Source organism: Desulfonatronum parangueonense, assembly GCF_054656975.1.
Genome location: NZ_BAAHXH010000003.1, coordinates 2,624,968 through 2,650,524, shown reverse-complemented (window position 1 = coordinate 2,650,524; position 25,557 = coordinate 2,624,968). Strand labels below are relative to the sequence as shown.

Here is a 25,557-nt window from a genome sequence, read left to right as displayed (position 1 = left end):
TTAGCGGTCCAGCAACCAGACGTTGCCTCCGAGATATTGTTCTTCCATGTCCGCCCGCTCCGTGACAAAAGCAATGCCCCAGGTGTCCAGGGTTGTGGCCAGGAGGGCGTCCAGGTCGGTCAGGGCGTTCTGATAATTGATGATGGAGTTGTTGAGGCTGTTACGGGCGTTGCGCAGCCGGTCCTGCTCGATGATGAAGCTGGTGTGAGACATCTGGCCCAACTGGAATTTCAATTCGCTGAATTGAAAGGTCTGTTCAGACAGCTCAAAGGTGCGCCGGGCCAGTTCGACCTGCTTCAGGCTGGATTCCACGGCCAGGACCCGCTGCCGCACGGAATTTTCCAGATTTTCCCGATTCGTGATCAGGGCCATTTCCGCCCGCCGCAGGGCGATGCGCGCCGCAAGCAGGGGCTGCTCCCGATCGTATTTGGGGTCGCCGTAGATGGGCAGGGGGATCTTCAGTGACACGCCAACACGCCATTCGTCCTGTCGGAAATCCGGCTCCGGATGCCTATGCCGCCAACCGTCGGCATAGGCGCCTTCCAGGTCCAGATCCCAGAGCCGCTGGTTGATGACGTCGTCCAGGTTCATCCGGGCCAGCTCCAGGGCGTTCTGGGCCGCCAGGTAGCCCTGATTTCGCTCCAGGGCCAGCTCCAGGCTGTTCTCGAAGTCAGGGGTTACGACATGCAGTTCGATGGGTTCGGTCAGGACGATGGCCGTGCCACTGTCCAGTTCCAGGCGGCGGACCAGGTTCAATTGCGCATTCTCCAGCTCCTGCCGCGCCATTTCCAGGTCCAGCTCCTTCTGGGCCAGATCGGCCTCGGCTTGCAAGCTTTCGTTGGCAGCGCGGCGGCCGGCGGCAATGAGCACCCGGGTATCCTCCAGGTGCTTGCGGGCCTTGGCCAGGGCGTCCTCGGCCAATTCCACCCGCTGCCTGGCCCGCATCATGGCCCGGTAGTCCATGATCACCCCGTTTACCGTGCCGATCAACGTGTCCCGCAAAGCGCGGACGTTGTCCTCTTCCTGCATCGCGGCCCGGACAATGGATGCCGTGTTGAACCGGGTTCCGCCGCCCCTGAGCAGGGGCTGACGAAAACCCACGGACCATCCGGTCAGGCCGGCCTCACGGCTGCCGATTTCGTCGTGGCGGTTCCGGGTTCCGGTGATGCTGTTGTCCCAGGCAAAGAACATCTCCGCGCCGGTGGGCACCTTCTGGGTCACGGAGGTCACAACCCCGGCGTTCACGGTTTCGGTCCGGGAGCGTTCCGCATCCGGACCATCCGCGACATACCGGGTGGAAGAACCGATGACGGAGGCTTCCGTTCTGGGTGAAATTTCCAGGTTCGGCCGGAACTTGGACAAGTCCCTGCCCAGCGTGAATTTCTGGAGAATTCGCCCCAGATAAGCGCTTTCGATCTCCCGGTTGCGCCGCAGAGCCAGGTGCACGGCCTCGGTCAGGTTCAGCTCCAGGACCTCGGGCAGGCCGGGTGGGCCGGACAATGGCAGCACGTATTCGGTGGATTCGGTTGGAAAGTTCTGCTCGTGGAGCCGGTCGTAGGACTCGTGTGGGGCCTGCAACTGTGCTTGCAACTGTGCCTGTAACAGCTCAAGTCCATGAGCCAAAGCCGGCGCAGGGCAGAGCGCAAGCAACAGCATCAATGGCAAAGTTGCCGCATTTGCTCGAGAAAAAGAATCCGGCATGTACAAACCGTTGTATTGCGTTGTTGAATCGCTGATCTACTGAGGAAGTGGTCTGTTTACCTGTACACGCCAGTGGAGTCCAGTCCGCAGGCCCTGCAGACCGTCAAGACGCCCGGAAATAAATCCCTTCTCTCCTGCTTGTTTTGCGAAGGTTGTGGCCTTTGTGTTTATTATCTCAAATAATGGGAAATAGCCATTCCCATCAGTAGGCTTTAAAGCTACGAAATGCAACGCAGATGTGATTGTAAACCGGTGTTTCTCACTGCAAACACCCTGTAACAACTTAGCAGTGCCGGAGAAAGACCTGGATACCGGCCTTCGTCGGTATGACTAACAAGAAACGGTTTGCTCCGATTCGTCATTTCGGCGAAAGCCGGAGTCCAGTTCTGAATAATGGTCATACGCCGTATGTGCTGAATAGTTACAATACCCTGAACCAAAATCTTCATACTATACCGCAGTTTTCGGCTTGAGTGTGAAAAAGGTTCTTCTCAAGATAAAAAAATGCGGGATGGCCATGACCATCCCGCATTCAATTACCCAAAGACTTGTACGTCTGACGCTTCAGGTGCTCAAGCGACGTGTTCAATATCGCATCAGAACATGTACCCCACCTGCACGCCAAGTCTGAAGTTGTTCATGTCGACATCGGATCGAAAATTGGTCCCGCTGAGATGGACGTTCATGTCTTCGGTCCACTGGTACTTGACGTTGACGCCGGCGAACAGGTTCGGGGTGAACCGGTAGTTGACGTCCGCGAAGAGCTGAGCGCCGAAGACCCAGTCCTCACTGACATCAGCGCTACGACCGCCGATATCGACATCCAGATCCAGCCAGCTGTAGGAAAGCCCGCCGCCGAAACCAAGAACGACGTTCGGGACGACTTCCGCCGCATACTTCAGGTTCAACTCCAGAGGGACGAAATGAACCCTGGTGTCAATGGTGTGGATGTTGACCCCGTCAAGAGAAACAATTCTATCGTTGGTGGCCCGTGCCCAGCCGATCTCGCCGCCGAGATACAGATTTGGAAAGATTTGGTGATATGCTTCAACACCCAGATAAACCCCGTCCGACAGATCCACGTCGAACACGCTGTCTTGAAAGGAGATCCAATCAACCTTGAATGCCGCATTACTTTGACCCAGGGCAAATCCCTCGAGCCTTGGTTGAGCGACGGATGTCGATGCGGACAGCAAGACCGCCAGAAATACCGCGATGATAACCTTCTTCATGATCCTTTCCTCCTTTTGAAAAGTTCTTTCCGACTTGCCCGTGTTTCAAACTGCCATTCATTGCCCCCAATATTTCCTCCTTTGTTTGTGAGGCAATGGGGATTGCTTATATCAGACGGCGGACTTCCATTCATTCATGGAAATCTTCCGTGGCCTGGATCGGCATACGGTTGTAACGGTCCTGTAACTCCTCAGCTTGAGCAGGAAAAAGGTGGCTGTTCAAACTTGCGCCAAGCATGGCCTGGATTCCCACCTTCGCAGGAATGACTTTTTTCAATGCCCTCTCTTGAGTCAGTCATACCGGCAAAGGCCGGTATCCAGTCAGTTTTTCTCGACTGAGCGGAATGGTTACACGGTCCAGTTGCATCCCGAGGCGGGGGTAGACATGTTGAATGACCACCATCGGCGGACATGATGCCTGGCTTCCTGGATTCATTCGAAAATTGGTGCATGGCGCAAGAAATAGGTATTGCCAAGCGTAAGTCAAGGATATTGTTATGTTATGTAGTAATCCGGGCAGTTGGTTTTGGAGTGGAGCTTTCTGGATACGGAACCAATTTACAGTGGGGTATGTCCATTCATCGGCATGCCGCCTGGAATGGTGCGGGATCAGGACAAAAAAATCGCATTGGCCCTGATCGGTGAAAAAGATGCTCCTCCGGGAGAGGAAGCCAACTGGTGCGGTCGTTTTGTGGAATTGGATGTTGATCCTGCATTGACGCGCAGGGCGAGTGATGCCCCGCATGAAACATCAAGCTTTCCGCGGCGGCACATTGAAAAATGCGAGGGATCATTTCATAGTATCGTAATATGGGAACATTTATTGCTATAATGGAATGCCTGGCAACTTTTTCCCAATGGAGGACGCTATGCGAGTAGGGGATTATCCAACATTCCTGTGGACAGAAGAAATCGCCAGTCGGGCTTTGCATGGCAAAGCCAATGCAGCACAGGAGCAAAGCGGCGGCCCGACCTCCTGGGGTTCTGATACGGTAACGATATCTCCCGAAGCCAGAGGTGTTCAGAGAACCCAAAAAACAGATGACGAAACGGATGACGACAATACAGCCGTGAAAGCATTCAAGGCATATATGGACAAGGCAAGGGGGGTGGGCGATTCGTCCGGGAATTCGCCCATCGAGGCGTTGAAGGCCAGGTTGAAGGACCTGGAGAATAAGCTGGATTCCATCGCCGCCAGTCCCACAATGCAGGAACAGACAAAGAACAGCATGATACAGGCAATTCAGGCTGAAATAACGCAGGTTACGGCGCAAATCGCCGAACTTGAAGCGCAAGCCGCGGAAGGTTCGGGCACAAAGTAGCCCCGGTACAGCGGGGTGTGGATGATCAACGCCTGAAGCCTAACAGTCCGTTGAATAATCCCCCATTGCTGCGTCACCGCTCCCGCACCTACTTGGGATAACAAATCTTGCAAGAGCCAAAGTGTTCCCGACCCAAGTAGGTGCGGGATTGCTTCTTGCACTTGGGTTTTTTGAACGAACTGCCGGAAAAGGACTTTTTCAAGACCCAGCTAAGGCGTGGGAGCTTGCCGGGTTCCGGTTGAACCGGAATTTGCGTTTTGCGGCTGCGCTTCCGCGGGGCGGACGCGGGGTTTGGCGGGTTGCCGGGACAGGATCGTAATTCCGTCCCGGGTGAACTGCTTGATTTTGGTGATGAAGGCGCGGGGATCGTCCTTCCCCTGGGCGATGTCCTCCAGGTTTTTCTCCCAGAGATGGGTGATCTTGGCAGAGGTCAGCTGGGGCACGGTGGATTCCACGAAGTCGATCAGGGTGATCCCGGTGTCCGTGGCGATCAGCCGCTTTTTATCACGGCGCACATAACCGCGCTCCACAAGAAGCTCGATGATCGCCGCCCGGGTTGACGGCCGCCCGATGCCCACCGTAGGCGCGGGTTGAGACTGGTCCTCCAGTCCCATGATATTTTCGTTCTCCATACCGCTCACGTCAAATTCGCCTTTTTCCATGGCCGCGAGCAATGTCTTTTCCGTGAAATGCGCCGGAGGCTTGGTCTTGCTGGCCTTGACCTCGGTCTTGTCCACGCGGATCGCGTCGCCCTGCCGCAACAGCGGCAGGACCACGTCGTCCCCCTTGCGCCAGGGCTCGGCCACCAGCCAGCCCGTTTCCACGAAGATTTTGCCGCCGGCGTGCAGCTTTTCACCTTCCACATCCAGGACCACCTTGGTATTGCGCACCTTGGCCGCGGGCAGAAACGCAGCCAGAAGACGCCGGGCCACCAGGTCATAAAGCTGCTTCAGGGGCTGGGCCATGGCCGAGGAGGGCGTCTTGCCCGTGGGCAGGATGGCGTAGTGGTCCGTGACCTTGGCGTCGTTGACGCAGGCAAAGGACTGCTCGCTTTGCAACCGGTCCAGGGCCAGATCGATCAGGGGCTTGTAGCCCTGGGGCAGGGCGGCTAGGCGCTGGGGCATTTCCTTGAAGATTTCCTGGGTAATGTACTGGCTGTCCGTCCGGGGGTAGGTGATCACCTTTTCCACTTCATACAGCTTCTGGGCCATGTCCAGGGTCTGCTTGGCGGAAAAGCCGTATCTGGCGTTGGCCTCTTTCTGGAGCGCGGTCAGGTCGTAGAGCAGGGGCGGGGCGATGACGGCCTCTTTCTGGTCCAAAGCGGCCACGATTCCATTCCGTCCGTCCACCTTGGCGGCCTGGTCCACGGCGTCCTGTTTGGTCGCGAACCTGTCGCTGGTGTAGTCCGGCGGAGCCATGACCTGGGCCGGGAACTGCTCGCCGGACTCGGCGGCTTCGGCTGAGGGAGTGGAAACCGTGGCCGTGCAGGTGAAGAACGGTTCGGAAACAAAGGCGTCAATGGCTTTGCGGCGGTGTACCAGAAGCGCCAGGACCGGGGTCTGGACCCGGCCGATGCTGAACTTGTCGCCGCCCTTGATGGTGTAGGCCCGGGAGAAGTTCATGCCCACCAGCCAGTCCGATTCGGAGCGGGCCCGGGCCGAGGCCGCCAGGTTGTCGAATTTTTGCCCGGGCTGCAGTTCGGCAAAGGCCTTGCGGATGCCCGCGTCCGTGTTGTCCAGGATCCACAAGCGGCGAAAGGGCTTGCCGCATTGCAGATAGTCGTAGAGGTGCCGAAAGATCAGTTCCCCTTCCCGCCCCGCGTCCGTGGCCACGATGATTTCGCCGATGTCCTCGCGTGCCAACAGACCGCGCAAGACGCCGAGTTGGCTCACGGTGCCGGGCATTTCCTTGAGTCGAAACTGTTCCGGAAACATGGGCAGATTCGCGAAGGTCCACTTCACCCAGGCCGGATTCTGCTCCCCGGGAAAGGCATAGCCCAGCAAATGGCCGATCATCCAGGAGATGACGTACTGCTCGTTTTCCAGGTAACCGGCAAAGCGGCCGGAGCCCGCCTTCGGCCCCACCTTGAGCACCCGGGCCAGGTCGCGTCCGGCGGAGGGCTTCTCGGCCAGAATCAGGGATTTCATAGGGATCCGGCCGTCATTTTCCCGTCCACTTCAGCCTGTACAGGTCCCGACGGCGGCTTTTCATGTTCTGGACGCTGCCCTGGCGGCGTAGTTCCTTGAGCAGGTCCAGGTCCACGTCGGTGATCAGCGTGGTTTCGGTGTTCGGGGTGGTTTCCGCGGCAATGGCGTCATGGGGAAAGGCGAAATCCGACGGCGTGAAGATGGCGGACTGGGAATACTGGATGCCCATGGTTTCGACCTTGGGAATGTTGCCCACGCTGCCGGAGATGACCACGTAGCACTCGTTCTCGATGGCCCGGGCCTGGGCGCACATTCGGACCCGCAGGTAGGCGTTCTTGGTGTCCGTCCAGAAAGGGACCAGGAGGATGTTTGCCCCGCGTTCCACCAGCAGTCTGGCCAGCTCCGGGAACTCGATATCGTAGCAGATCAGAATCCCGATCCGGCCGATGTCCGTATCAAACGTCTTGAGCACCTCGCCGCCGGTCAGTCCCCAGGCGCGGTCCTCGTCCGGCGTGATGTGCAGCTTGTACTGGGCGTCCCAGGTGCCGTCCCGGCGGCAGAGAAAGGAGACGTTGTACAGCTTGTGATCCCGGTACTCCGGCACCGAGCCGCTGACGATGTTGATGTTGTAGGCCAGGGCCAGGCGCATCAGTTCCTCGCGCAGCACCTCGGTGTACTCGCCCAGGCGGCGCATGGCCTCCGGCGGACTTTCCTCCTCGTACTGGGCGATCAGCGGCGCATTGAACAGTTCCGGGAACAGGACCAGGTCCGTGCCGTAATCGGATACCGTGTCCACGAAGAATTCAACCTGCTGCTGAAAATCGTCGAAGGAGGCGAAGCGCCGCATCTGCCACTGCACCGTGCCCAAACGAACCACGGTCTTGCGCCCGCCGATGAGCCGGGTTCTGGCCTCATAGTAGATGTTGTTCCATTCCAGAAGGACGGCATTGCCTTCGGACTGGTGGTCCGAAGGGTAATAGTTCTTGAGCAGGCGTTTGACGTGGAAATCGTTGGAGAGTTGGAACGACAGCACCGGGTCGTAGATTTCCTTGCGTTTGACCCGGTTGATATATTCCTGGGGCTGGATCTCGTCCTTGTATTTGCGGTAGCCGGGAATCCGGCCGCCGACGATGATCCCGCGCAGATTCAGCTTTTCGCAAAGTTCCTTGCGGGCGTCGTACAGCCTGCGGCCCAGGCGCATGCCCTGGTATTCGGGATCAACGATGATCTCGATGCCGTAGAGGTAGTCGCCTTCAGGTTCATGATTGGCCAGGGTGCCGTCGCCGACCACCTGCAGATAGGTGTGCCGGCCGACATACCCGGCATAATCGATCATCATGGTCAGGGCCACGGCAACGACCCGGCCCTTGTCCTCAATGCAGATCTGGCCTTCGGGAAACCGGGAGATCATGGCCTCGATCTGGGACTTGTCCCAGGGAGAATCCACGGTGCGGTAGACCCGTTGCATGATGGCCTGAAGGTCGTCGTAATCATCGATGCGCAGATTGCGCAGATGCAGTTTGTGCGAGATGCTTGCGTTCATGATTCCTGTGTCAGTGAAACGTTGAATGTGGAAGAGGCTGGATCAGTGTCGGCGCCGGAACTCCTCGCTGTCCATGATGTCCCGCCGTACGCGTTGTTCGTCCCAGCCGTTGCTCAGCATGCGGTTGCGGTATGTTTCCCGACCCTCGGGGTCGGGCTTGCGGCGCAAGAGGTCTTCGTAGGCTCGATTGAGCACGATGTCGATCTGGCGAAGGCGGAATTCTTCGCTTTCCCGCAAGGCGGCCCGGACTCGGGTTTCATCCCATTGCTCATCAATCATCCGGCTCAGGAAATGGCGCATGCCGTTCGGGTCCGGCTTGCGCCCCAGAATATCTTCATAGGCCCTGGTGATGATCCGCTCGTAATCCTGGGCATGACCGGGGACCGAATGCAGCAATGAGAACACGCCGAAAAGGAATAAGCCGAACCAGACATTGCGCCTGAACATTGTCCCCCCAATGATCGATGGTGAAAACCAGCAGTGCAGTTTCTTACAAAAGGAGCGGCGCCAGGGCAAGGAAGGCCCGCTGCCTTGAATATTGGGCAGTCCTTGCCATCGAAAAGAGATCGAGTTACCCATGGGCAGCGGGTTCATCGCCGGGTCGGGTATGGCCCCGAGATCCGGGAGTTCCGTTTTGAAGCCGTCTTCAAATCGCCTTTTGCAAGGCGGAGCGGCAGTGTCTTTCAGGGTTGCGATGGTTGCGTCGCGGCCCTTTTGTTTTTGACGTACGTAGACCAACGAAACAACATCAGGCAGGAGTCATGACGAAACGATACGAGAAGTTCACCTTTTCAATCTGGTGGAATCTTATATTGATTACCGTGGGTACGATCATCTATTCGGTGGGACTGAAGGGGATCGTTGTGCACCACGGTTTTATCCCCGGAGGCATCTTCGGAGTGGGTTTGCTCATTTATTATCAGTATCCGATTCTTTCCGCGGGCATTCTCTTCTTTCTGCTGAACATTCCGCTTTTCGCCGCGGGTTGGGTCAGCGTGAGCAAGCGCTTTTTCTACTACAGCCTGTATGCCATGATCGTGGCCACCGTGACCTATGAGCTGGTTCACCTGGATTTCGGAGTTCAGGATCAACTTTACGCGGCCATAGCCGCGGGAGGGATCTGCGGCTTCGGGGTGGGCATTGTCTTGCGTTCCCTTGGTTCCAACGGCGGGTTGGACGTCGTGGCCGTGATCTTGAATCAAAAGTACAATATCGGCATCGGCAAGACGTATTTCGTCTTCAACTTCATCCTGTTCGGCATCAGCGCATTCATGCTGGAAATCGACCTGATTATCGCTTCGTTGATTTTCGTCTTCATCACGTCCGTTGTACTGGAGTACACCCTGGCCCTTTTCAACCAGCGCAAGCTGGTGTTGATCATTTCCGACCAGAGCAAGGAAATCGCCGATGAAATGATCAATCATCTGAAGATGGGGGCGACGTTCATCCGGGGACGTGGTGCGTATTCCGGTCAGGACAAGAACATCATCATGGCCATCACAAATAATATTGTCCTGAAGCGGCTGGAGGAACTCGTATTTTCCAAGGACGAATACGCCATATTCATCGTCGAGAATACCTTCAACGTTCTCGGTTCAAGTTTTGCCAAACGCAAAATTTATTGAGCGCTTGATCGTAACTGCTCCATAACTTGCGGCAATCAGCGGGGGCAAATCCTGGGAGCGCCACACCCCAGTGCGGCAGCGGTGTAACGCACTCAGGACAAAGTTCCGGCTGGAGCGTGGCCCTCAGTAGCTGAATCACGAAACTCCACCCCTGAGACACTCCTTGCACGGTAAACCTCATCGCCCGATCTTTTTGAGCAGTTACGCTTGATCGTAGCTGAAAAACACAACTGGGCAACGCATAGGAACACTGAAGCTTGAGTGCTGGAAAAGAGTGAGTTTCAAATTTGCGTATCTATTCAGCACATGCGGTGCATGACCATTTCCCAGCATTGGATTCCGGCTTTCGCCGGAGTGACATCGGAGTAAGCCAGTTCAATATTGGTCATACCGGCGAAGGCCGGTATCCAGATCTTTTTCTGGACCTGCTGAATAGTTACAAAATTTTGGCAAACGTGACCTGATTCCCGCTATCACGGGAAGGACTTGTGTATCAATTTTTTCACTGATTTCGCCATGCCCGCGAAGGCGGTGTATCCAGTATGCCTTGCAACTGATGAACTGCGTAATGAACTTCTTGCCAGAGTTTCCAGACTGAAGTAACTGCAAATCAGCTTTTGTTGCCACGGATAAGCGTATGATGACCACTGCAAACAGTCCAAGGGCTGTCGCCGAAACCTTGCGAGCTTCCGGCAAATGTTGATTTTACTGACCACCAACCACTGATCGCTGACCACTGATTGGTGCAAAATGACTTTTTGCGCCAAACCCCATGATGACTATCCTGCAAATGAGGTGAAATATGCGGTTCTTGATTGTTGAAGATGATTTTACCAGCCGATTGATGCTGCAGCGTATCGTCAAGCCCTATGCACAGTGCGATCTTGCGGTGAACGGCGAGGAAGCTTTGGAGGCGTTCAAGCTCGCGCATGAGGAAAATCAGCCGTACGATCTGATTCTGATGGACATCATGATGCCGGTCAAGGACGGCCAGCAAGCGCTGCTGGACATTCGGGAGCATGAACGTGCCATGGGTCTGGGCCACAAGGAAGAGGTTCGCGTGATCATGCTCACGGCCCTGGGGGATCCAAAGAACGTCGTCGATGCCTACTACAAGGGCGGCGCCAGTTCTTACCTGGTCAAACCCATCGACAAGGGACTCCTGCTGGAGGTTATCCGCAATACAGGATTGCGGATTTGAATCATTTCGTTCACGTGCTGAAGCACGTGAACGGCTTTCATCCTGAATGCCGTTGTCTCGGCTTTTGCGTGCGTAAAAAAAGCGTCCCGCCCGCAACCAAGGCCGAATTCCTCCCAAATGTCCGCCGATCCAGGAAAGCGGCCATGTTCCCGCTCAAGCCCAGGTCTGGGCCTGACGATCCAACGTTCTGTAGTTGATGGCCTCGGCCAAGTGGTCTGAAGTCAAGCTGTCCGTGCCTTCCAAATCCGCGATGGTCCGGGCGATACGCAGCACCCGGGTGTATGCCCTGGCGCTGAGACTCAATCGACGCACGGCAGCGCCGAGAAAATCATGCTCGGCATCTCCCAGAAAGCAAAATTTGTTCAGCCAGCGCCCGTCCAGGTCGCTGTTGGTCAGCAAAGGCGTGTCCTTATAGCGCCTGGTCTGGATTGCCCTGGCTCGTTCAATGTTCGTCAGCATGGTCGTGGAATCACGGCTGCCGCTTTTCTGGCGCAGTTCCTTGTAGGGAACGGCCGGGACCTCCACATGCAGGTCGATTCGGTCCAGAAGCGGTCCGGAAAGACGGGAGCGATAGCGTTGGATCTGCTGGGGTGAACAGGTGCACTGGTGATTCTCGTCCGTCAGGTAGCCGCAGGGGCAGGGATTCATGGCCGCCACGAGCATGAGGTCCGCGGGGTAGGTCAGGGAGACGGCGGCCCGGGAAATGGTGACCACGCCGTCCTCCAGGGGCTGACGGAGCACTTCCAGAACGTGTTTCTTGAATTCCGGCAACTCGTCCAGAAAAAGCACCCCTCTGTGGGCCAGCGAAACTTCGCCGGGACGGGGATAATGCCCTCTGTCGCTTGCAAAAATTAATGCGACGGCGTATACATAATTTCAAGGGGTTAGGTGGTATTTATGCAAAATAAAATGCGACAAAATTGGAAGAAATAGCTGCGACAGGATTTAATTTTTATCAAAATAGATGCGACTGAATCTAATCTTATCAAAAATAGCTGCGACATTATTATGATCACTCAAGTTCGTAAAATCCGTCCAACGCGCCGAAGTGTATCAGGTGTATACATGTTCAGGGGTGAAACCGCTATTGAGTTTGAATCAACCCTCGAACGCGATTTTCTTGTTCGCAAAGAATTCTCGTTAGCAGTACTCGATGTCGTCCCTCAACCCTGCCAGATCCGTTACCATGACGCGGGAACTAATCGACATCGTTTTTATACACCTGATTTTCTTGTATATTACCGGCTTGGGAATCGCCATTACGAGGACTATCCCAAACCCGTTCTCGTCGAAGTCAAGCCGGAAGCGGAATGGCGCAATCACTGGCGAAAATGGCTGCCGAAGTGGAAGGCAGCTTACCGGTATGCTAAAGAACAGGGGTGGATTTTCCATATTCATGATGAGACGCGGATTCGGGACCAAACCTATGACAATATTAGATTTCTCAGCCGTTATAAGCGCATGATTTATGAACCAATCGAAAGTCAGACTGTCCTTACGACCGTAAATCAGATGGGTTTTGCAACTGTTGATTATCTGCTCGCAAGGCACTTCATGGGTATTTATAGAACCGAAGGCCTTGCACATATTTGGCATCTGCTGTCCGCAAGAAGGTTAGACTGTGACATGTCCCGGCCCTTGAATAATTTCACTGAAGTTTGGGTACCCACCGATGAGTAACCAAAAGAAACAACTCGCTCTTCCCCAAAATGAGGCTCATGAGCCGTCAAGGCTTGGTGTTGTAGCCAACGTAGGCAACTACGTCCGAAAAGGTGATTTCATTTACCGTATACTCCAAGTCTTAGATTATAATACTGTTATTGGAGTCGAGGTAGAGTCAGGACGAAGCTTCCCGCTTTCTGTTGCTGAATTACTGCCCATTGAGGAAGATGCCTCGATATCTCAGCAAGATCTGGTCGAGATTGCGGACGCTGAGTGGCAAGAGGCAGAGCGGCGTTTGGCTGCAATTCGTCCACTTGTCGATCGATTTGTTGTCGGCAGGGGCGAAGCTCAAAAAAGAGCCGAAGAGGTTGGCATCGATACTGCCACGTTATACCGCTGGTTGAAGCGCTACAAGGCAACAAATTCCCTTTTGTCATTGATTCCAAAGAAACCTGGTTGGAAGGCTGGGAAACTTCGTATACCGGCTTTTGCCGAAGCCGTAGTTGAAGAAGTTATTCAAGACTTTTACCTGACCTCTCAACGCACAACAGGGACAAAGGCGGTGAATGAAGTCATTATTCGCTGTCAGAAGCGTGGCATTGAACCTCCAAGCTCTAGAACAATTCGAAATAGATTGAACAGTATCCCCGAGCGTAATCTGTTGCGAGGACGTGGTTTCAAGGAAAAAGCGAAAAATAAATTTATGCCAGCTGCCGGAAGCTTCCCTAACGCAGACTATCCGCTTGCTGTCTTGCAAATCGACCACACCCCTGCCGATATTATTCTGGTCGATGACGTATATCGCAAGCCCGTAGGCAGACCATGGATTACCTTGGCAATCGATGTATACAGTCGCATGATCGCTGGGTACTACCTCTCCTTCGATCCCCCCTCAGAAACTTCTGTGGCTATGTGCGTAGCACACGCCATCTTGCCAAAAGATGAATGGCTGTTGCTGCACAAGGTAGATGCAGAATGGCCGGTCTGGGGTGTACCTAGGACCATTCATGTCGACAATGGTGCCGATTTTCGATCGGACAATTTTCGACATTCATGCTTTGCTTATGGCATCAACCTTGAGTTCAGACCTGTCAAGCAGCCTCGTTACGGCGGTCACATCGAGAGGGCTCTTGGAACGTTTCTTAAAGAAATTCATGATTTGCCTGGAACCACATTTTCTTCGGTAAAGGACAAAGAAGGTTACGATCCAGAGAAGCATGCTACAATGACTAAGTCTGAGTTTGAGGAATGGTTGGTCACTCTCATTTGCAAGGTCTATCATGAACGATTGCATTCTGGCATAGGAATGTCGCCAAAGAAAAAGTATGAGATCGGTATTTTTGGCAATGCTGAAGTACCCGGTGTTGGTTTACCGCAACGTCCGGCTGATAGATTAACATTATTGCTTGATTTTCTGCCATCTTTTCGACGAACGATCCAAACTTACGGAGTCACCCTTGACATGAAGTATTATGCCGAAGCGTTACGTCCTTGGATTAATGCAGAAGATCCTGATGATCGGAAAAAAAAGCGCATGTTTATTTTTAGGCGTGATCCAAGGGATATTAGCGCTATATGGTTTAAAGACCCCAAGCTCAACCAGTATTTCAAAATTCCCTTTGCAGACCAGTCATTACCTTCCATGAGTATATGGGAATACAGACAGGTCAAGGAAAAATTGCGAAAAGAAGGAATAAAGTCTGTGAACGAGCTGCAAATATTGCGTGCCCTCACTGAATTGCGATGCAAGGTGGATGAATCCAAGAACAAATCAAAAAAGGCGAGACGCCAAGCACAACGTCGAACGGAGCATGAGAAAAAAGTATCCCCCGCAATGCCTGTTCAGAAAATGTCTGAGCCAAAAGCGACCGAAAAAAAGTTTATACTGGAAGACTTAGTGGATGGCGATCTTGAAGGTTTTGGAGACATCGCATGAAAGGTTACGAGCATATTCATCCTGATTTCCGACACGTTCTTGGATTGTCCGCAAGAGATCGCATCGCCTTCATGGACCAGCCTCGATGGGTCGGCTATCCGAGAGCCAATCGAATAATTGAAACGATGCGAGGTCTAATGGAAAAGCCGACTCGTCCTCGTATGCCGAACCTTCTGATCGTGGGGGAGTCCAATAACGGCAAAACCACGATTGTTCGACGATTTCTGGACCTTCATGGAAAGGGTTATGTGAACGAGGACGCCGAACCAGTAAAACCGGTAATTGTGACTGAGGCCCCCCCTAGCGCAGATGAAAAAGGTTTCTACATAGCAGTATTGGAACGATTTTGGGCTCCTTATCGGGCTACAGATCCAATTCCGAAGTTGCGCTATCAAGTCATTCATCAACTTCGCCAATGCTACACACGCCTCCTCATCATTGACGAGTTCCATTCTCTCTTAACTGGAAGCGCTATTAAACAACGTGAACTGATGAATGCAATCAAGAACTTATGTAACGAGCTGATGATTCCCATAGTTGGAGTTGGAACCCGAGAGGCAGTGCGTATACTGCATACCGACCCTCAGCACGCAAGTCGGTTTGATGTTGTTTCCTTGCCGCTGTGGGAGCTAAACAAAGATTTTCAGAGGATACTGGCTTCATTTGAGGTTTTGTTGCCACTCAAAGAGCCTTCACTCCTTAAACAGCCGGAATTGGCTTCCTCTCTTTATGAAATTTGTGGTGGCAATCTGGGGGACATGCATCGTCTTCTAGTAGAATGTGCAACCAAAGCGATTACTTCTGGCACTGAGTGCATCAATATTGATATTATTAAAAACATGGAGTGGTTACGTCCAACACGAGGTATTCGAGAGGTTTCTTTCTAATGCCTGCATGGACGATCCAAGTTCCTCTGTTGCCGGAAGAGACCCTTTCATCGTGGCTTGTTCGCGCAGCGCTTTCCCAGGGCTGTGATCCTATTGTTCTTACAGGAGTTGTTTGGCCGAAGTGGCGTGTGTGGGCGCTTGACCCAGATAGAGGAATTCCCCGCGAATTCCTTACCGTACTTGCGAAAAAAGCCAACATTTGCGCAACTGCTTTTGAAGCAGCTTCTATAAAAACTGTTGCTGAGCGAATCACGGATCAGGCATTGCCAAGGACTGGTGTGTGGCCGTGGATATTAACATTGGGGGCGAGAAATCGTTTACGCAGTGGCGGACAACAGTTTTGCCCAGTCTGTATGGCGCAGGATGCAAAGCCATATTACCGTCGACAGTGGAGGTTTGTATGGCATACAGGTTGCTTAATTCACAAGAATCAGCTTTTGGATCGCTGCCCAGCATGCATGTCGCCAATCGAACCTCACCGTCTTCTTGCTGAGGATAGACACTTGGCACTTTGTGCACGTTGCAAGTCTGACTTGAGAGATGCAGCTTTGCTCCCTGTATCTGAAGAAATGTTGGTTTTTCAGAGACTTGCGGACACGGTTTTAGAAAACAACAAGGAACTTGCCCGGAATATACCTGTTGCTGACTGGTTTGCGACAGCTCATTTTCTTGCTGGATTAATCCGACTTGCAAGCCGAAGGGGATCATCAAAACTCGCCAATTCTCTCAGATCACTTGGAATTTCTGTCGGCGAAGGCATGTTGCCTGCAACTGGATTGCCATTGGAATTGTTGCCTGTGGCAGAACGACAAGCAATGCTAATGGCAACTTATCGTTTGCTCGACCTGGGGCTTGATTCAATGAATATGGTTTTCAAAGAAGCTGATATTTCAGTTGCAGCCTTTCACGGTCTTCGACGTCAATTTCCTATTTCTGCGGCGGAAATGATCGACTCCCTCCCAAATTGCAATCGTGCGCCTCGAAAGAATTCAACAAAAACAGTGACACGACCGCGATCAAAACGGGCTGTTATGTCTGCTTGGGCAAGACTTCAGCGCAAAATGCTTGCGGAGGCTGGATGAGCAAAACTTGCAAGTACTTTTGTGATGAGTGTGAACGAGAAGTAGGAAAAATTCATCGTGTTCACAAAGGCCATCGTTATTGCACAACATGCTACGCACGGGTTTTTAAGCGTCGCTTATGTCCAAAATGTGGCGAACTTGCGAGGTTGCCAAGAACCGAACCCGAGGCAGTTTGCCGTCAATGTGAAAAAGATAAGCCATGCACCCGGTGCGGCAAGATAGAGTATGAAATCGGCAAAATCACGCCTTACGGGCCGGTATGTAATGCTTGTGCACCGCATTTCCGTGAACCTGAGCCATGCGAACTCTGCGGAAATTCTTCGCCAAAGCTGAGCAGGGTGCTGCGCTTAGGGCATGATATGCGCTTGTGTCCCAAATGTGCTCGTGCTGATCACGGTACATGCACGGCTTGTCATCGGTATAGGCTATTGTTCAAGGCCCAAGATGGACGGATGCTTTGTAAAAATTGTCTGGGGAGAGGTGAGGTGCCCTGCTCCTCTTGTGGAAAGACAATGCCTGCCGGTTGCGGCAAAAGTTGCGAGTCATGCTACTGGACGAAGACCTGTCGAAAACGCATCCAAATGGATCAGACGGCTTTCTCTACTGCCGAAATGAGTTTAAAGTTTGGCGAATTCGGACAATGGTTGATCGGCATGACAGGGCCGAAAAAAGCAGCGTTGCGTATCCATCGCTATCTTTTATTCTTCATGGAAATGGAGCGACAATGGAAACACATCCCGTCTTATAGCAAGCTGCTTGAACATTTTGGAGCTGAAGGGCTACGCCGCGTAAGATTGCCGATGCGTTGGCTTCGTGAGGCGTTAGCCGTCGAACCGGATTCAGTTGCGCGGGAAGAGAATTCTGAGCGGCGGCGAATCGCCGTCATCTTGGGATCAATTCATCAGGCTACCCCTGCCGGTCAGGCTTTGGCTATTTATGGCGCAAGCGTTATGGAACGTGTGAAAGAAGGGAAATCTTCACTTCGATCCGTCCGATTAGCGCTACGACCAGCAGCATCGTTGTTGTTAACTAAAGACTTGGCGGGTAGCAGATTGCCAGACCAAGCTGCACTTGACTGTTACCTGTGCGAAGCGCCAGGCCAGATGTCTGCTATAACCGGATTCATTAACTTTCTTAACAAAACTTATAATTTGGGACTTGTAAATCGTGTTGATGAGAAGAAGGTGCGCAAGGTGCGTCATCGCATAGTTGAAAAGGAGATCATGGAGATGGCAAAGAATCCTGAAGAGGGAGAGGATTTTAAGAAGCGTTGGATCACTGCTGGTCTGGAGTATTTTCATGGCATTAATGCCAGCAAAAAAAAAATTAACTCGGCCTCGATCACTGAAGATGCTGAAGGATTTCAAGTCGATTTAGATGGGATAATATATTCAATGCCCAAATGTGTGCATCGCGATTAATATAAGAATTCATATTGTAAGTAAATATGAGTGGCAAAAAAATTAATACCTGGTCTGAGAGATCAGTATAGCAAGTGGCGGTTGGATTTTAAACAGCTCGTGACTCGACTGAGACCCTAATATGAAGTTGCTGCCACGTTACATTCATGCCACGAGTATGCCCATATATTATTCAAATTCCATCGAGATTAAAATTTAAATTAATAATTAATGTAATCTTGCTGCTGGTTGCAACCCCTTCCACTTTTTTTCCTGCTTTTTCTGAGTCAATATTATAGAAAACAGATGGGAGCATTGCGCGTTACTGAAAACTATCTTTGCTAATGCTAATGGTCATTGGCATAACGAACAAGTTCAAATTGGCGAACATTGCCATAAAATACAGGCTCTCCCTGGATTCGGATCTTTCCAAACCTGATTTTCAAGCGCGTAACGCTCCCATACAAGACTCTAGTCTATAAAGATGAGGATCTGTGTCAGGGATTTGGCTAAGGAATGGATAAATAAGCTGATTTCTGAGGATAAATATACTCTAAATCGCCCCTTCGGTCCGGCCACCCTCTAAGGGACGGGAGGTGCCGGGTAATTTTTATTTCTGGGAGTCGCCTAATTGGGAGAAATAACTCCTTAAGGAAATTCCTGGTACATATAAAGTTTATTATTTTAAAATAAATAGTTACATCGTTTTGTGGTGTTTGAGAGTTTTAGGGTTGTAAAGTTTTTGCTTGACAAATGTATTTTAGAATTGACTTTTTACTTAATATTTGTAAAGAAAAGTTTACACGGAGGTGACGAGATGAGCTGGCAAGGACAACACATAAAGACCCTGGCAAAGGAAAAAAAGCTTACGTTGAAAAACGTGGCTGATCAGGTAGGTGTCTCTAGGCAGGCTCTTAATGAATGGGCTAAGGGGCTCACTCCAAAGGGTGGACATCTCTTGCGGTTGTGCAAAACTCTTGGTGTTGATCCAGAGATATTTTTTGAGTCAGAAGTTGATTCTCGCGTTACGATTCCTATGCATCGTGCTCGTAGAACAGCAAAGATTAATGACTCAATGCAAAGCGAGGCTAAGAACCTAGCATTTTCATATGACTTATTTTTTAGAGAAGCTTCTGATCCTGGGCTCGTCCAAAGCCTTAGAATTTATAAGAAGACTGAGGATGAAATCAAAAAGGCTTCGTTGGCTTTGAGAAAACTAGCGGGTATTGAGAATCATGCCCCAATGGCTTTCACTCATGTTTTTACTTTATTAAAACATCTAGGCGTAAATCTTATTTTCTCACACTTTCATGAGAATATAAAAGCATATGCTTTTTATACAAAAATTAACAAACATAGGGTGGTGTTTGTTAATTTTGAAACAAAAATATTAGATTTAATTTTTGCTATATTGCATGAGTCTATACACTCTATTAGAGATGAAAGCCAAGCCTACGATGCGTCTTATATTTATGATAAGGAGGAAGAAAGTTTTTGCGACTCGGTTGCAAGCTATGCCCAGCTAACGGATGATTATTATTCATTTGTAGCTGATTCTATAAAAGAATTGCCTGGAAAAAGGCAGATTTCTCAATTGGCTAAATTTTCCAGGAGGCATAACCATTCCATGCATGCAATTAAAGTCAGGATTGAAAAGTTTATCCCAGACTTTAAACACAATGTTTATCCCTTCGAGGCAAAGATCAGAGCGGAATCTCCAACTGTCCGCGAACACTTTTTTGGTGCTAAAGACGCTAGGGAATATGTTGAATGCTGGAAGAATGTGAGCCCAATTTTCATTAACCACGTAATTGAGAAAAGCGACAAATTAAGCACGAGGAGAATTTGCGAACTACTCTCGATTGATAGCGAACTGGATGCAGTAGATGCCAAAGATGAATTAATCCGAATTAAATCTGAAGGATATTAATTCATGATCATCTTATGCGACACATGTTCAGTTTTAATGCTCATAAGAATTGCACCAGAGATGTTTACTGACCCAAAGTATAAAGCCACTACTATACCTGGAGTTGCTAAAGAGATCATCCGAACACAAAAGTTCAAGTCTAAATATCCTTGGAGAAAAGACTATAGAGAATGCATCAAGCCATCTTCAGAATCTAGATTTGAAAATCAAGAATATAAAATGATATTTAATATTACGAATGAACTGTTAAGATCAGGAGTTACCAACAACAAAAACAACAAGCTTTTTGATCTAAGTTTTGTTGATAAGCAGGTGGTTTCTTTCGCTCTTGCTTATCGTCACGCTATCTCAACTGGAGATCAGGGAATTGTTGATTTCGCAACACAAGAATTTCCTGAATATTTTCTCGGAAATGTTCATCCTTTAGATCTAATTAATGAATGGCTAACAGCAAATCTTATCGAATGGGATGATGTTAAGCACAAGATACTAGAAGAATGGACAATCGTAGGAGAGCGACCTCAACCTGAACAAGCAAAAATATCCTTCCAAACCAAAACTGGCAAAGACTATCCCGGACCTTGAAAGTGTCAGTTTTTATATAAACTCAAGCTTCTAAAAATAATTCGACTTTAACAGACCAGCTTGCCAATGTAAAGGTTATGTGATCCGGAGTTATATCATATCTGATATTTATACTATATCGCACTTGATATAATAAATGATGCCATTATTTACAATTAAAAGGATGGTTTCACTGCGTTAACCCTGGCCTGCTTGTCGGCAGAAAGATCGGCAGGCAGAGCATACCCTGGCAGAAATAACAGGCTTAATTTGTAAAGCCCGAATAAGTCAAGCAGACAGAATGCCACTCCTTTATTCATTGCGAGATTAATTATTAATTTGCATTTGCCCGCAGAGGATGTTCATGCCCAGGATAGCTCAGTGGATACCATTTTAATTAATAAAGTCGAAATGAAAAAAGATAATGCAAAAACTAACATTTGATTTTTTAATTGCATCAATCCAGGACATGCAATCAACTATTCGTTCTATAGATACAAAGCTTGTTGCAATTATTATTTTTCTTATTTTGCCCTTAACACAACCTCAAGTGTATCCTTTGTTTTGGTTGGTGTGGAGTAATTCTGAAACAAATTCTAAGATATTATTGGCAATATTAGTTATTATTTTTTTTCTATTCTGGATTAGCGCTTTGATTTCATCACTATTAGGACTCGGATCTATAAGTAATCCGGCAATGGTAACTTCAGGAACAGATAAGTTAAAAGGAAGTTTTTATCTTGGAGGAATGTATTCATTCAAGTTGCGGAATAGATTCTTTTCGTCATTTCCATTAAAATCAAATCTAACAATAGATCAATGCATAGAGAATTTAAATGATGACGATCTTTTAATTAAAGAAGTTGTTTTCGAACAAATGAAGCTTGCTTATATAAGAGACAGGAAGATTTTACATCAAAAAACAGCGTATGCTTGCATTGCAGGCAAACTTATTATTGGATTTTTTATAATCATAATCCTTATTAAAGGTTATATTTCGTGACAGAAAATTTTTCTTTCGATATACTGCATAACTATACGAACAGAAATATCAATAGATGTCTTGATCAAGCAAAAAAAATCCGATCTAAGTATTCGAATACTGCTTATCCAGGTTGCTATAGAATGCCCCCTGGTGCATACAAATCAGGTTATTTTGCAACATTGTTTCTAGATATTAGAAGGTCTACAGAAAGAACAGTTGCTCTTGGACCTTTAAAAACATTATTAACAATGCAGGCATTGTTGCCTTCATTGGCTCGTATTGTATGTGAGTTGGATGGTTTCGTTGTAGAATATCCAGGTGATGGCATCATGGCCCACTGGGACGGAGATAAAATTGGCGACTCCATAGCCCTGATTAAAGCAATTCAAGCCGCTGGCTGGATGGATGATTGTGTCAAAAGAATTGTGAATCCTATATTAAATACGTATCAAATTGAATCAATAGAATGCGGTATTGGCGTTGATGCTGGAAATATAATCATAACAAAAATAGGAAATCCTGATTTTATTGCATCAAAATCTTTTGGTCCATCCATTAATCATGCAGCAAAACTTTCTGCAAATAAATTTAACTTGGGCGTACTTGTCGGGAGAAATACTCTGGGAGTAATCCAGGCTCAAGGTTATTCGGGAAGCCTCTACGATCATTTTAATTCGCTACAATCTGAATCAGGTGATTTTTATCATCTAGATACTCTATCGTCTTTTTTTCTTCTGCCAAGTCCAAGATCCAAAGAACTTGAGTATGATATCGAAAAAAGAATTGAACAGAGTTTTGGATTGAGATCTTATATGAATTATACATATGAATTTCAAGGTTGGGTTAGACTTGGTTTATATTAATTCTAACATTAATTCTAACATTAATTCTAACATTAATTCAAAATGAATGATATAGAGTTATTGGTACGGAACGAGCTTGATAAAGCGGAAACCATTTGGAATAAGGTTGAGCACCATTTCGCCAAGAAAGCATTATTAGAGATGGCGGTTCCGACCCAAATTCCAGGTCATCCTTTCCTGGAGGATATGCAACCGAAGGTGGACACCTTTATTGCCTTGGTTGCGGATATGCGAGATTCAAGTAACCATCTGTTGCAAGCGATTAGTGATAAAAAAGCAAAAGTTAGCCAGTTACAACGAGTTTTCTACGAAACATCAGCTTTACTTCCTGCACTAGCTAAAACGGTAGCCGATCATAATGGAAAAGTAACTGAGTATCTTGGTGACGGCATTTTAGCGCTTTTTAAAGTGAATGAAAAAGATCGAAGAAATTCAATAACTTCAAGTTACTATGCGGCAAAAAAATGCATGGAAGTGAATCAAGATGTTGTAAATAAGGTAATTCTTGAAAGATATAAATTACCTCCATTATCTATTGGAATTGGATTAGCTATGAGCAAAGCTGTAATAACTCTAGTCGGACTTAAAAACTTCTCACAGCCTAAAGTGCTCGGTGAATGTGTCTACAGAGCTTCAAAGCTTTCCTCTGGGCAAAATAAGATTTATGTTGACACATTTTTGCATGAATCATGGCCAACATCAAAAGGTGGTAAGTTGAAATTTCAACGTGTTAAAAGGTCGGACGTAGATGGATACATGATAACATATTAATGATAATTTTTGTATCGATATGTCCAGCCTTGGCCTTTTTTAGTATTAAGAATATATAATGTCCAGATAGATAGACCTTGTTTGATAATTATATATCGCCTTTGTCTCAATCAAAGTTTAAATATCGCCATCAATAGGCAAACTCCGTATGCCTACTTTGCAAGCGATTTCCATGTTTGGCGATCACTCTCCAAGATGTATATGATGTGAATAGTTGCTACATTTTATAGAATCTATGAAATTGCGGCGTATCTTTTCCAGGCCAAGATAATAATTTTTAAAATTCTGAGAAAGTTCATCAGCTATTTCTCTTGAGGCAGGTATGGGGATCATTATTTCGTACATTCTTTTACCAACATCCTCTCTGTTGGTCTGCATAAAAATTACCCTATCCCATTGAGCTACAACTTCTTTTAAGGTTAACGCCCAGAGAAGATAAAATTGATCGAATAGATCAGTATTTGCTCTGACCACGATTACCTCTTTTGTAAGAACCGCGATCTCCTGACCTGGCATGAGTATGCAAAATTCGCCGATATTTTTTGATGCTCTTTCTGGTGATATTAAATCATATGCTTTTAAGCCAGACGTTTCATCATTCCAAAACTCTTTGGCCAAAGCTATAGGAATCATATTTGTTGGGTTGATATTTACATGACCAGCGCGCAGATCAGAAACCTTTATATACGGAATGTCTCCGACTCTTTGGTCTGAGCTTGGACTACCATGCCCTCGAAATATAAGTATTTGGTTTGCAGAAAATAAATTTCCCAATGATTTTAATGACAAGCCAGGATTGCAAGATATGAAATCACTTAGCTTTTCTAAACTTTTATTGTCATAATATTTCGGAACATAGACATCATTTGAAACAATATGCTTAGTATCGCAATAAAAAACTTCTTTTCGTGAAAAATTTCCAGAAACTATAAGATCAGAACACTCAGCAAGATCATCATCTATGTCAGATATTGAACGAATACCAGTCTCAGGATTGACAAGATACTGTTCGTGTCCATCTTTATTAATGCCACACGTATTTGCATTTACAATTAGCGTTTGTTTGTCACGGAACCAACTTGGTTTGTGCATTGTTAAGCGCTCACCTTTTCAAAGATATAGAAGTTAGTCTTTGCCCTACAAAATCCTTGAAAAGCTTCCATAGCAATGTTTAACATTCCTTTAAGCTCGAACTTATTCTTTAGCCATACTCGAAGCCAAGCATACGATGAAGAGAACATATATGTTTCAGGTAAAATAATGCCAAGTCGTCCACCATCAATTAAAAGATCGTAGCAACGTTCAAGGAACAGTATCCCGATTTCACGTTCTTCATAATAAATCTTTGAGAACCTGAAACCATGTTTTGAATCTTTTATAGGTTTTCTAGAAATTGTGAACCCTGCTGCTTTAGAATCTACTTTAGAAACTTTTAAACCTTTTCCGAAAGGTGGATTTGTAACAATACATGTGAACGATTTTGGTACAAGCACTGATTGTAAATCTTTAAAATATGTAGCCCATAAGTGTTTTCTAATTGAATCTCCAAGGTAGGTGTTAGTGCTTCCATCTCCAATAGTCAACATTATAGCTTTTGTTAGTTTTACATTTATACGATCTTTATCGATGCCATACAAATGTCTGTTGGCCCAACTTTTCGTGTCACTATCAGACATTGATGGATGATTTTCAATTAGTTGTCTAAAACTTTCAAGCAAAAAACCACCTGTTCCACATGCTGGATCAAGAACTTTGTCAGATGGTCTAATCTCCATTAATTTTATTGCACTGCGTATAACTGGATAAGGTGTGTAATATTGTCCCTCTTCAGATTTTAGGCTTGAAGTTCGAAATATTTGAAATGCCTCTGAGATTACATTTATAGATGTATCTCTCAATTTATATTTTGATAATTCATAAGCACATGCATGAATTGTATGGTTGTCAAGATTGATGTCTTTGTCGCTGTCTGTTAAGAATAAATCAGAATGAGCTAATCGCATCCCTAAAAAAATATTTTTTATCTTTTGAGCCGTAGAATCTTCATTATCCCAGACTTGAAAAGGAGCTGGCTCAGATGGAGAAAATTTTGCTATCTTGTCTCCTTCAAGCTTTGCCAACAAGACATTGCATATATTGTTCAGTTGATCATCACGTCGAGTGCTAAGTGTATCTCGGCTTACAACCACATTTAATAGGCGCTCAAAAACATTTTTTAATACAGCTGTAGACGGAATTTCAAGATCGTTCCAAGTTAAACGACGTTCAGTAGCTTTGATTAAACTGTCTGTGGGTTTTGGAAGACGACCATGTTTCTCAATGTTAAACTTTCCATCTGGAGTACGATAGACAAGACTAATATCTGTTCCATTTGTCCAAACCCCTAGTAAAACATGAGGCTCTAAACTCATATAAATTTCTAATTGATTCAAACCTTCATTTATTGTCGGAGCTTTAGTCTCAAAGATAATCTGCAAATGGTGGTACTCACCCACATGAGAGGGGTGATCAAAGATCGCAAGGTCTATAGGAAATGACTTAAAGCTTTGCCCTTTCTCTCGTCGACTGGCCTCACTTGGGTTCTTAGGTATCCTCCATTCCGGGGCAAAAAGAATTTGATTTTTATCCCATCCCAATTTTATAAGTTTTTCGACCAGAGGCAGTCGCACATTTGAGTGTTCACTCATATACATTGACCATCCTTCG

Annotated in this window: 21 protein-coding genes and 1 pseudogene; 13 read left to right on the top strand and 9 right to left on the bottom strand. The window is 48.0% G+C overall.

The genetic code is table 11. The features are described from left to right. From ACYQ15_RS12185 to ACYQ15_RS12175, 3 genes are all read right to left on the bottom strand, one after another. Window positions 1-1,578, bottom strand: coding sequence for a TolC family protein (locus ACYQ15_RS12185; RefSeq protein WP_459937783.1), 1,578 nt, complete (start codon window positions 1,576-1,578; stop codon window positions 1-3). A 719-nt stretch (window positions 1,579-2,297) separates the two neighbouring features. Then, the gene (locus ACYQ15_RS12180; RefSeq protein ID WP_459937782.1) at window positions 2,298-2,933 is read right to left on the bottom strand and encodes an outer membrane protein; all 636 of its coding nucleotides are present in this window, start codon (window positions 2,931-2,933) and stop codon (window positions 2,298-2,300) included. 130 nt (window positions 2,934-3,063) lie between these two features. After that, window positions 3,064-3,210 (bottom strand): hypothetical protein, encoded by a 147-nt coding sequence (locus ACYQ15_RS12175; protein ID WP_459937781.1) that lies wholly within the window; start codon window positions 3,208-3,210, stop codon window positions 3,064-3,066. 559 nt (window positions 3,211-3,769) lie between these two features. Here ACYQ15_RS12175 and ACYQ15_RS12170 point away from each other — a divergent pair. Beyond that, on the top strand, window positions 3,770-4,255 hold the full coding sequence (locus ACYQ15_RS12170; RefSeq protein ID WP_459937780.1) for a FlxA-like family protein: 486 nt from the start codon (window positions 3,770-3,772) through the stop codon (window positions 4,253-4,255). A 209-nt stretch (window positions 4,256-4,464) separates the two neighbouring features. On the opposite strand, the gene ACYQ15_RS12165 is transcribed toward ACYQ15_RS12170, so the two are convergent. From ACYQ15_RS12165 to ACYQ15_RS12155, 3 genes are read right to left on the bottom strand one after another with little or no spacing between them, the layout of a single operon-like run. Continuing rightward, window positions 4,465-6,402 (bottom strand): DNA topoisomerase 3, encoded by a 1,938-nt coding sequence (locus ACYQ15_RS12165; RefSeq protein ID WP_459937779.1) that lies wholly within the window; start codon window positions 6,400-6,402, stop codon window positions 4,465-4,467. A gap of 13 nt (window positions 6,403-6,415) precedes the next feature. Further along, a complete protein-coding gene (locus tag ACYQ15_RS12160; protein WP_459937778.1) occupies window positions 6,416-7,945 on the bottom strand; it encodes a GNAT family N-acetyltransferase in 1,530 nt (509 codons plus the stop codon). Between the two features lie 42 nt (window positions 7,946-7,987). Then, window positions 7,988-8,392, bottom strand: coding sequence for a DUF4214 domain-containing protein (locus ACYQ15_RS12155; RefSeq protein WP_459937777.1), 405 nt, complete (start codon window positions 8,390-8,392; stop codon window positions 7,988-7,990). Window positions 8,393-8,706: 314 nt separating this feature from the next. Between ACYQ15_RS12155 and ACYQ15_RS12150 the strand changes: the two genes are divergently transcribed. Both ACYQ15_RS12150 and ACYQ15_RS12145 read left to right on the top strand, forming a co-directional pair. Further along, entirely contained in the window at window positions 8,707-9,570 is an 864-nt protein-coding gene (locus ACYQ15_RS12150; protein ID WP_459937776.1) for a YitT family protein, read from the top strand. An 802-nt stretch (window positions 9,571-10,372) separates the two neighbouring features. Continuing rightward, complete coding sequence (locus ACYQ15_RS12145) at window positions 10,373-10,771, top strand: response regulator (protein WP_459937775.1); 399 nt, start codon at window positions 10,373-10,375, stop codon at window positions 10,769-10,771. Between the two features lie 153 nt (window positions 10,772-10,924). Here ACYQ15_RS12145 and ACYQ15_RS12140 read toward each other — a convergent pair. Next, a pseudogene (locus tag ACYQ15_RS12140) lies at window positions 10,925-11,605 on the bottom strand (ATP-binding protein); the annotation flags it as partial. 231 nt (window positions 11,606-11,836) lie between these two features. On the opposite strand from ACYQ15_RS12140, the gene ACYQ15_RS12135 reads away from it, so the two are divergent. The 10 genes from ACYQ15_RS12135 (at window position 11,837) to ACYQ15_RS12090 (ending at window position 22,851) form a co-directional block, all read left to right on the top strand. Next, window positions 11,837-12,451 carry a TnsA endonuclease N-terminal domain-containing protein gene (locus ACYQ15_RS12135; RefSeq protein WP_459937774.1) on the top strand — a complete coding sequence of 205 codons (615 nt, stop codon included), beginning with the start codon at window positions 11,837-11,839 and terminating at the stop codon, window positions 12,449-12,451. Next, window positions 12,444-14,369, top strand: a complete 1,926-nt coding sequence (locus ACYQ15_RS12130) for a transposase (RefSeq protein ID WP_459937773.1) — start codon at window positions 12,444-12,446, stop codon at window positions 14,367-14,369. The genes ACYQ15_RS12135 and ACYQ15_RS12130 overlap by 8 nt, the downstream gene beginning before the upstream one ends. After that, entirely contained in the window at window positions 14,366-15,256 is an 891-nt protein-coding gene (locus tag ACYQ15_RS12125; RefSeq protein ID WP_459937772.1) for a TniB family NTP-binding protein, read from the top strand. Before ACYQ15_RS12130 ends, ACYQ15_RS12125 begins: the two co-directional genes overlap by 4 nt. Further along, entirely contained in the window at window positions 15,256-16,338 is a 1,083-nt protein-coding gene (locus ACYQ15_RS12120) for a TniQ family protein (RefSeq protein ID WP_459937771.1), read from the top strand. Before ACYQ15_RS12125 ends, ACYQ15_RS12120 begins: the two co-directional genes overlap by 1 nt. 581 nt (window positions 16,339-16,919) lie before the next feature. Beyond that, on the top strand, window positions 16,920-17,759 hold the full coding sequence (locus ACYQ15_RS12115) for a hypothetical protein (RefSeq protein ID WP_459937770.1): 840 nt from the start codon (window positions 16,920-16,922) through the stop codon (window positions 17,757-17,759). Window positions 17,760-18,555: 796 nt separating this feature from the next. Further along, window positions 18,556-19,668 (top strand): helix-turn-helix domain-containing protein, encoded by a 1,113-nt coding sequence (locus tag ACYQ15_RS12110; RefSeq protein ID WP_459937769.1) that lies wholly within the window; start codon window positions 18,556-18,558, stop codon window positions 19,666-19,668. Window positions 19,669-19,671: 3 nt separating this feature from the next. Then, on the top strand, window positions 19,672-20,253 hold the full coding sequence (locus ACYQ15_RS12105; protein WP_459937768.1) for a hypothetical protein: 582 nt from the start codon (window positions 19,672-19,674) through the stop codon (window positions 20,251-20,253). 403 nt (window positions 20,254-20,656) lie between these two features. Beyond that, on the top strand, window positions 20,657-21,235 hold the full coding sequence (locus ACYQ15_RS12100) for a hypothetical protein (RefSeq protein WP_459937767.1): 579 nt from the start codon (window positions 20,657-20,659) through the stop codon (window positions 21,233-21,235). A 122-nt stretch (window positions 21,236-21,357) separates the two neighbouring features. Further along, window positions 21,358-22,080: an adenylate/guanylate cyclase domain-containing protein gene (locus tag ACYQ15_RS12095; protein WP_459937766.1), complete on the top strand. Its 723-nt coding sequence runs from the start codon at window positions 21,358-21,360 to the stop codon at window positions 22,078-22,080. Between the two features lie 42 nt (window positions 22,081-22,122). Beyond that, window positions 22,123-22,851 carry an adenylate/guanylate cyclase gene (locus ACYQ15_RS12090; RefSeq protein ID WP_459937765.1) on the top strand — a complete coding sequence of 243 codons (729 nt, stop codon included), beginning with the start codon at window positions 22,123-22,125 and terminating at the stop codon, window positions 22,849-22,851. 183 nt (window positions 22,852-23,034) lie between these two features. Here the strand turns inward: ACYQ15_RS12090 and ACYQ15_RS12085 are convergent, their stop codons facing one another. Further along, window positions 23,035-23,943, bottom strand: a complete 909-nt coding sequence (locus ACYQ15_RS12085) for a hypothetical protein (protein ID WP_459937764.1) — start codon at window positions 23,941-23,943, stop codon at window positions 23,035-23,037. Window positions 23,944-23,945: 2 nt separating this feature from the next. Next, complete coding sequence (locus ACYQ15_RS12080; RefSeq protein WP_459937763.1) at window positions 23,946-25,544, bottom strand: HsdM family class I SAM-dependent methyltransferase; 1,599 nt, start codon at window positions 25,542-25,544, stop codon at window positions 23,946-23,948. Window positions 25,545-25,557: the final 13 nt, after the last annotated feature.

Excerpts from the sequence above, each read along its gene's own strand:
- ACYQ15_RS12160 (WP_459937778.1), bottom strand. The coding sequence starts at position 7,945 with ATGAACGCAAGCATCTCGCACAAACTGCATCTGCGCAATCTGCGCATC.
- ACYQ15_RS12120 (WP_459937771.1), top strand. The coding sequence starts at position 15,256 with ATGCCTGCATGGACGATCCAAGTTCCTCTGTTGCCGGAAGAGACCCTT.
- ACYQ15_RS12125 (WP_459937772.1), top strand. The coding sequence starts at position 14,366 with ATGAAAGGTTACGAGCATATTCATCCTGATTTCCGACACGTTCTTGGA.
- ACYQ15_RS12095 (WP_459937766.1), top strand. The coding sequence starts at position 21,358 with ATGCCCCCTGGTGCATACAAATCAGGTTATTTTGCAACATTGTTTCTA.
- ACYQ15_RS12115 (WP_459937770.1), top strand. The coding sequence starts at position 16,920 with ATGGATCAGACGGCTTTCTCTACTGCCGAAATGAGTTTAAAGTTTGGC.
- ACYQ15_RS12110 (WP_459937769.1), top strand. The coding sequence starts at position 18,556 with ATGAGCTGGCAAGGACAACACATAAAGACCCTGGCAAAGGAAAAAAAG.
- ACYQ15_RS12145 (WP_459937775.1), top strand. The coding sequence starts at position 10,373 with ATGCGGTTCTTGATTGTTGAAGATGATTTTACCAGCCGATTGATGCTG.
- ACYQ15_RS12170 (WP_459937780.1), top strand. The coding sequence starts at position 3,770 with ATGCCTGGCAACTTTTTCCCAATGGAGGACGCTATGCGAGTAGGGGAT.
- ACYQ15_RS12180 (WP_459937782.1), bottom strand. The coding sequence starts at position 2,933 with ATGAAGAAGGTTATCATCGCGGTATTTCTGGCGGTCTTGCTGTCCGCA.
- ACYQ15_RS12155 (WP_459937777.1), bottom strand. The coding sequence starts at position 8,392 with ATGTTCAGGCGCAATGTCTGGTTCGGCTTATTCCTTTTCGGCGTGTTC.
- ACYQ15_RS12090 (WP_459937765.1), top strand. The coding sequence starts at position 22,123 with ATGAATGATATAGAGTTATTGGTACGGAACGAGCTTGATAAAGCGGAA.
- ACYQ15_RS12105 (WP_459937768.1), top strand. The coding sequence starts at position 19,672 with ATGATCATCTTATGCGACACATGTTCAGTTTTAATGCTCATAAGAATT.
- ACYQ15_RS12100 (WP_459937767.1), top strand. The coding sequence starts at position 20,657 with ATGCAAAAACTAACATTTGATTTTTTAATTGCATCAATCCAGGACATG.
- ACYQ15_RS12080 (WP_459937763.1), bottom strand. The coding sequence starts at position 25,544 with ATGTATATGAGTGAACACTCAAATGTGCGACTGCCTCTGGTCGAAAAA.
- ACYQ15_RS12135 (WP_459937774.1), top strand. The coding sequence starts at position 11,837 with ATGTTCAGGGGTGAAACCGCTATTGAGTTTGAATCAACCCTCGAACGC.
- ACYQ15_RS12130 (WP_459937773.1), top strand. The coding sequence starts at position 12,444 with ATGAGTAACCAAAAGAAACAACTCGCTCTTCCCCAAAATGAGGCTCAT.
- ACYQ15_RS12085 (WP_459937764.1), bottom strand. The coding sequence starts at position 23,943 with ATGCACAAACCAAGTTGGTTCCGTGACAAACAAACGCTAATTGTAAAT.
- ACYQ15_RS12150 (WP_459937776.1), top strand. The coding sequence starts at position 8,707 with ATGACGAAACGATACGAGAAGTTCACCTTTTCAATCTGGTGGAATCTT.
- ACYQ15_RS12165 (WP_459937779.1), bottom strand. The coding sequence starts at position 6,402 with ATGAAATCCCTGATTCTGGCCGAGAAGCCCTCCGCCGGACGCGACCTG.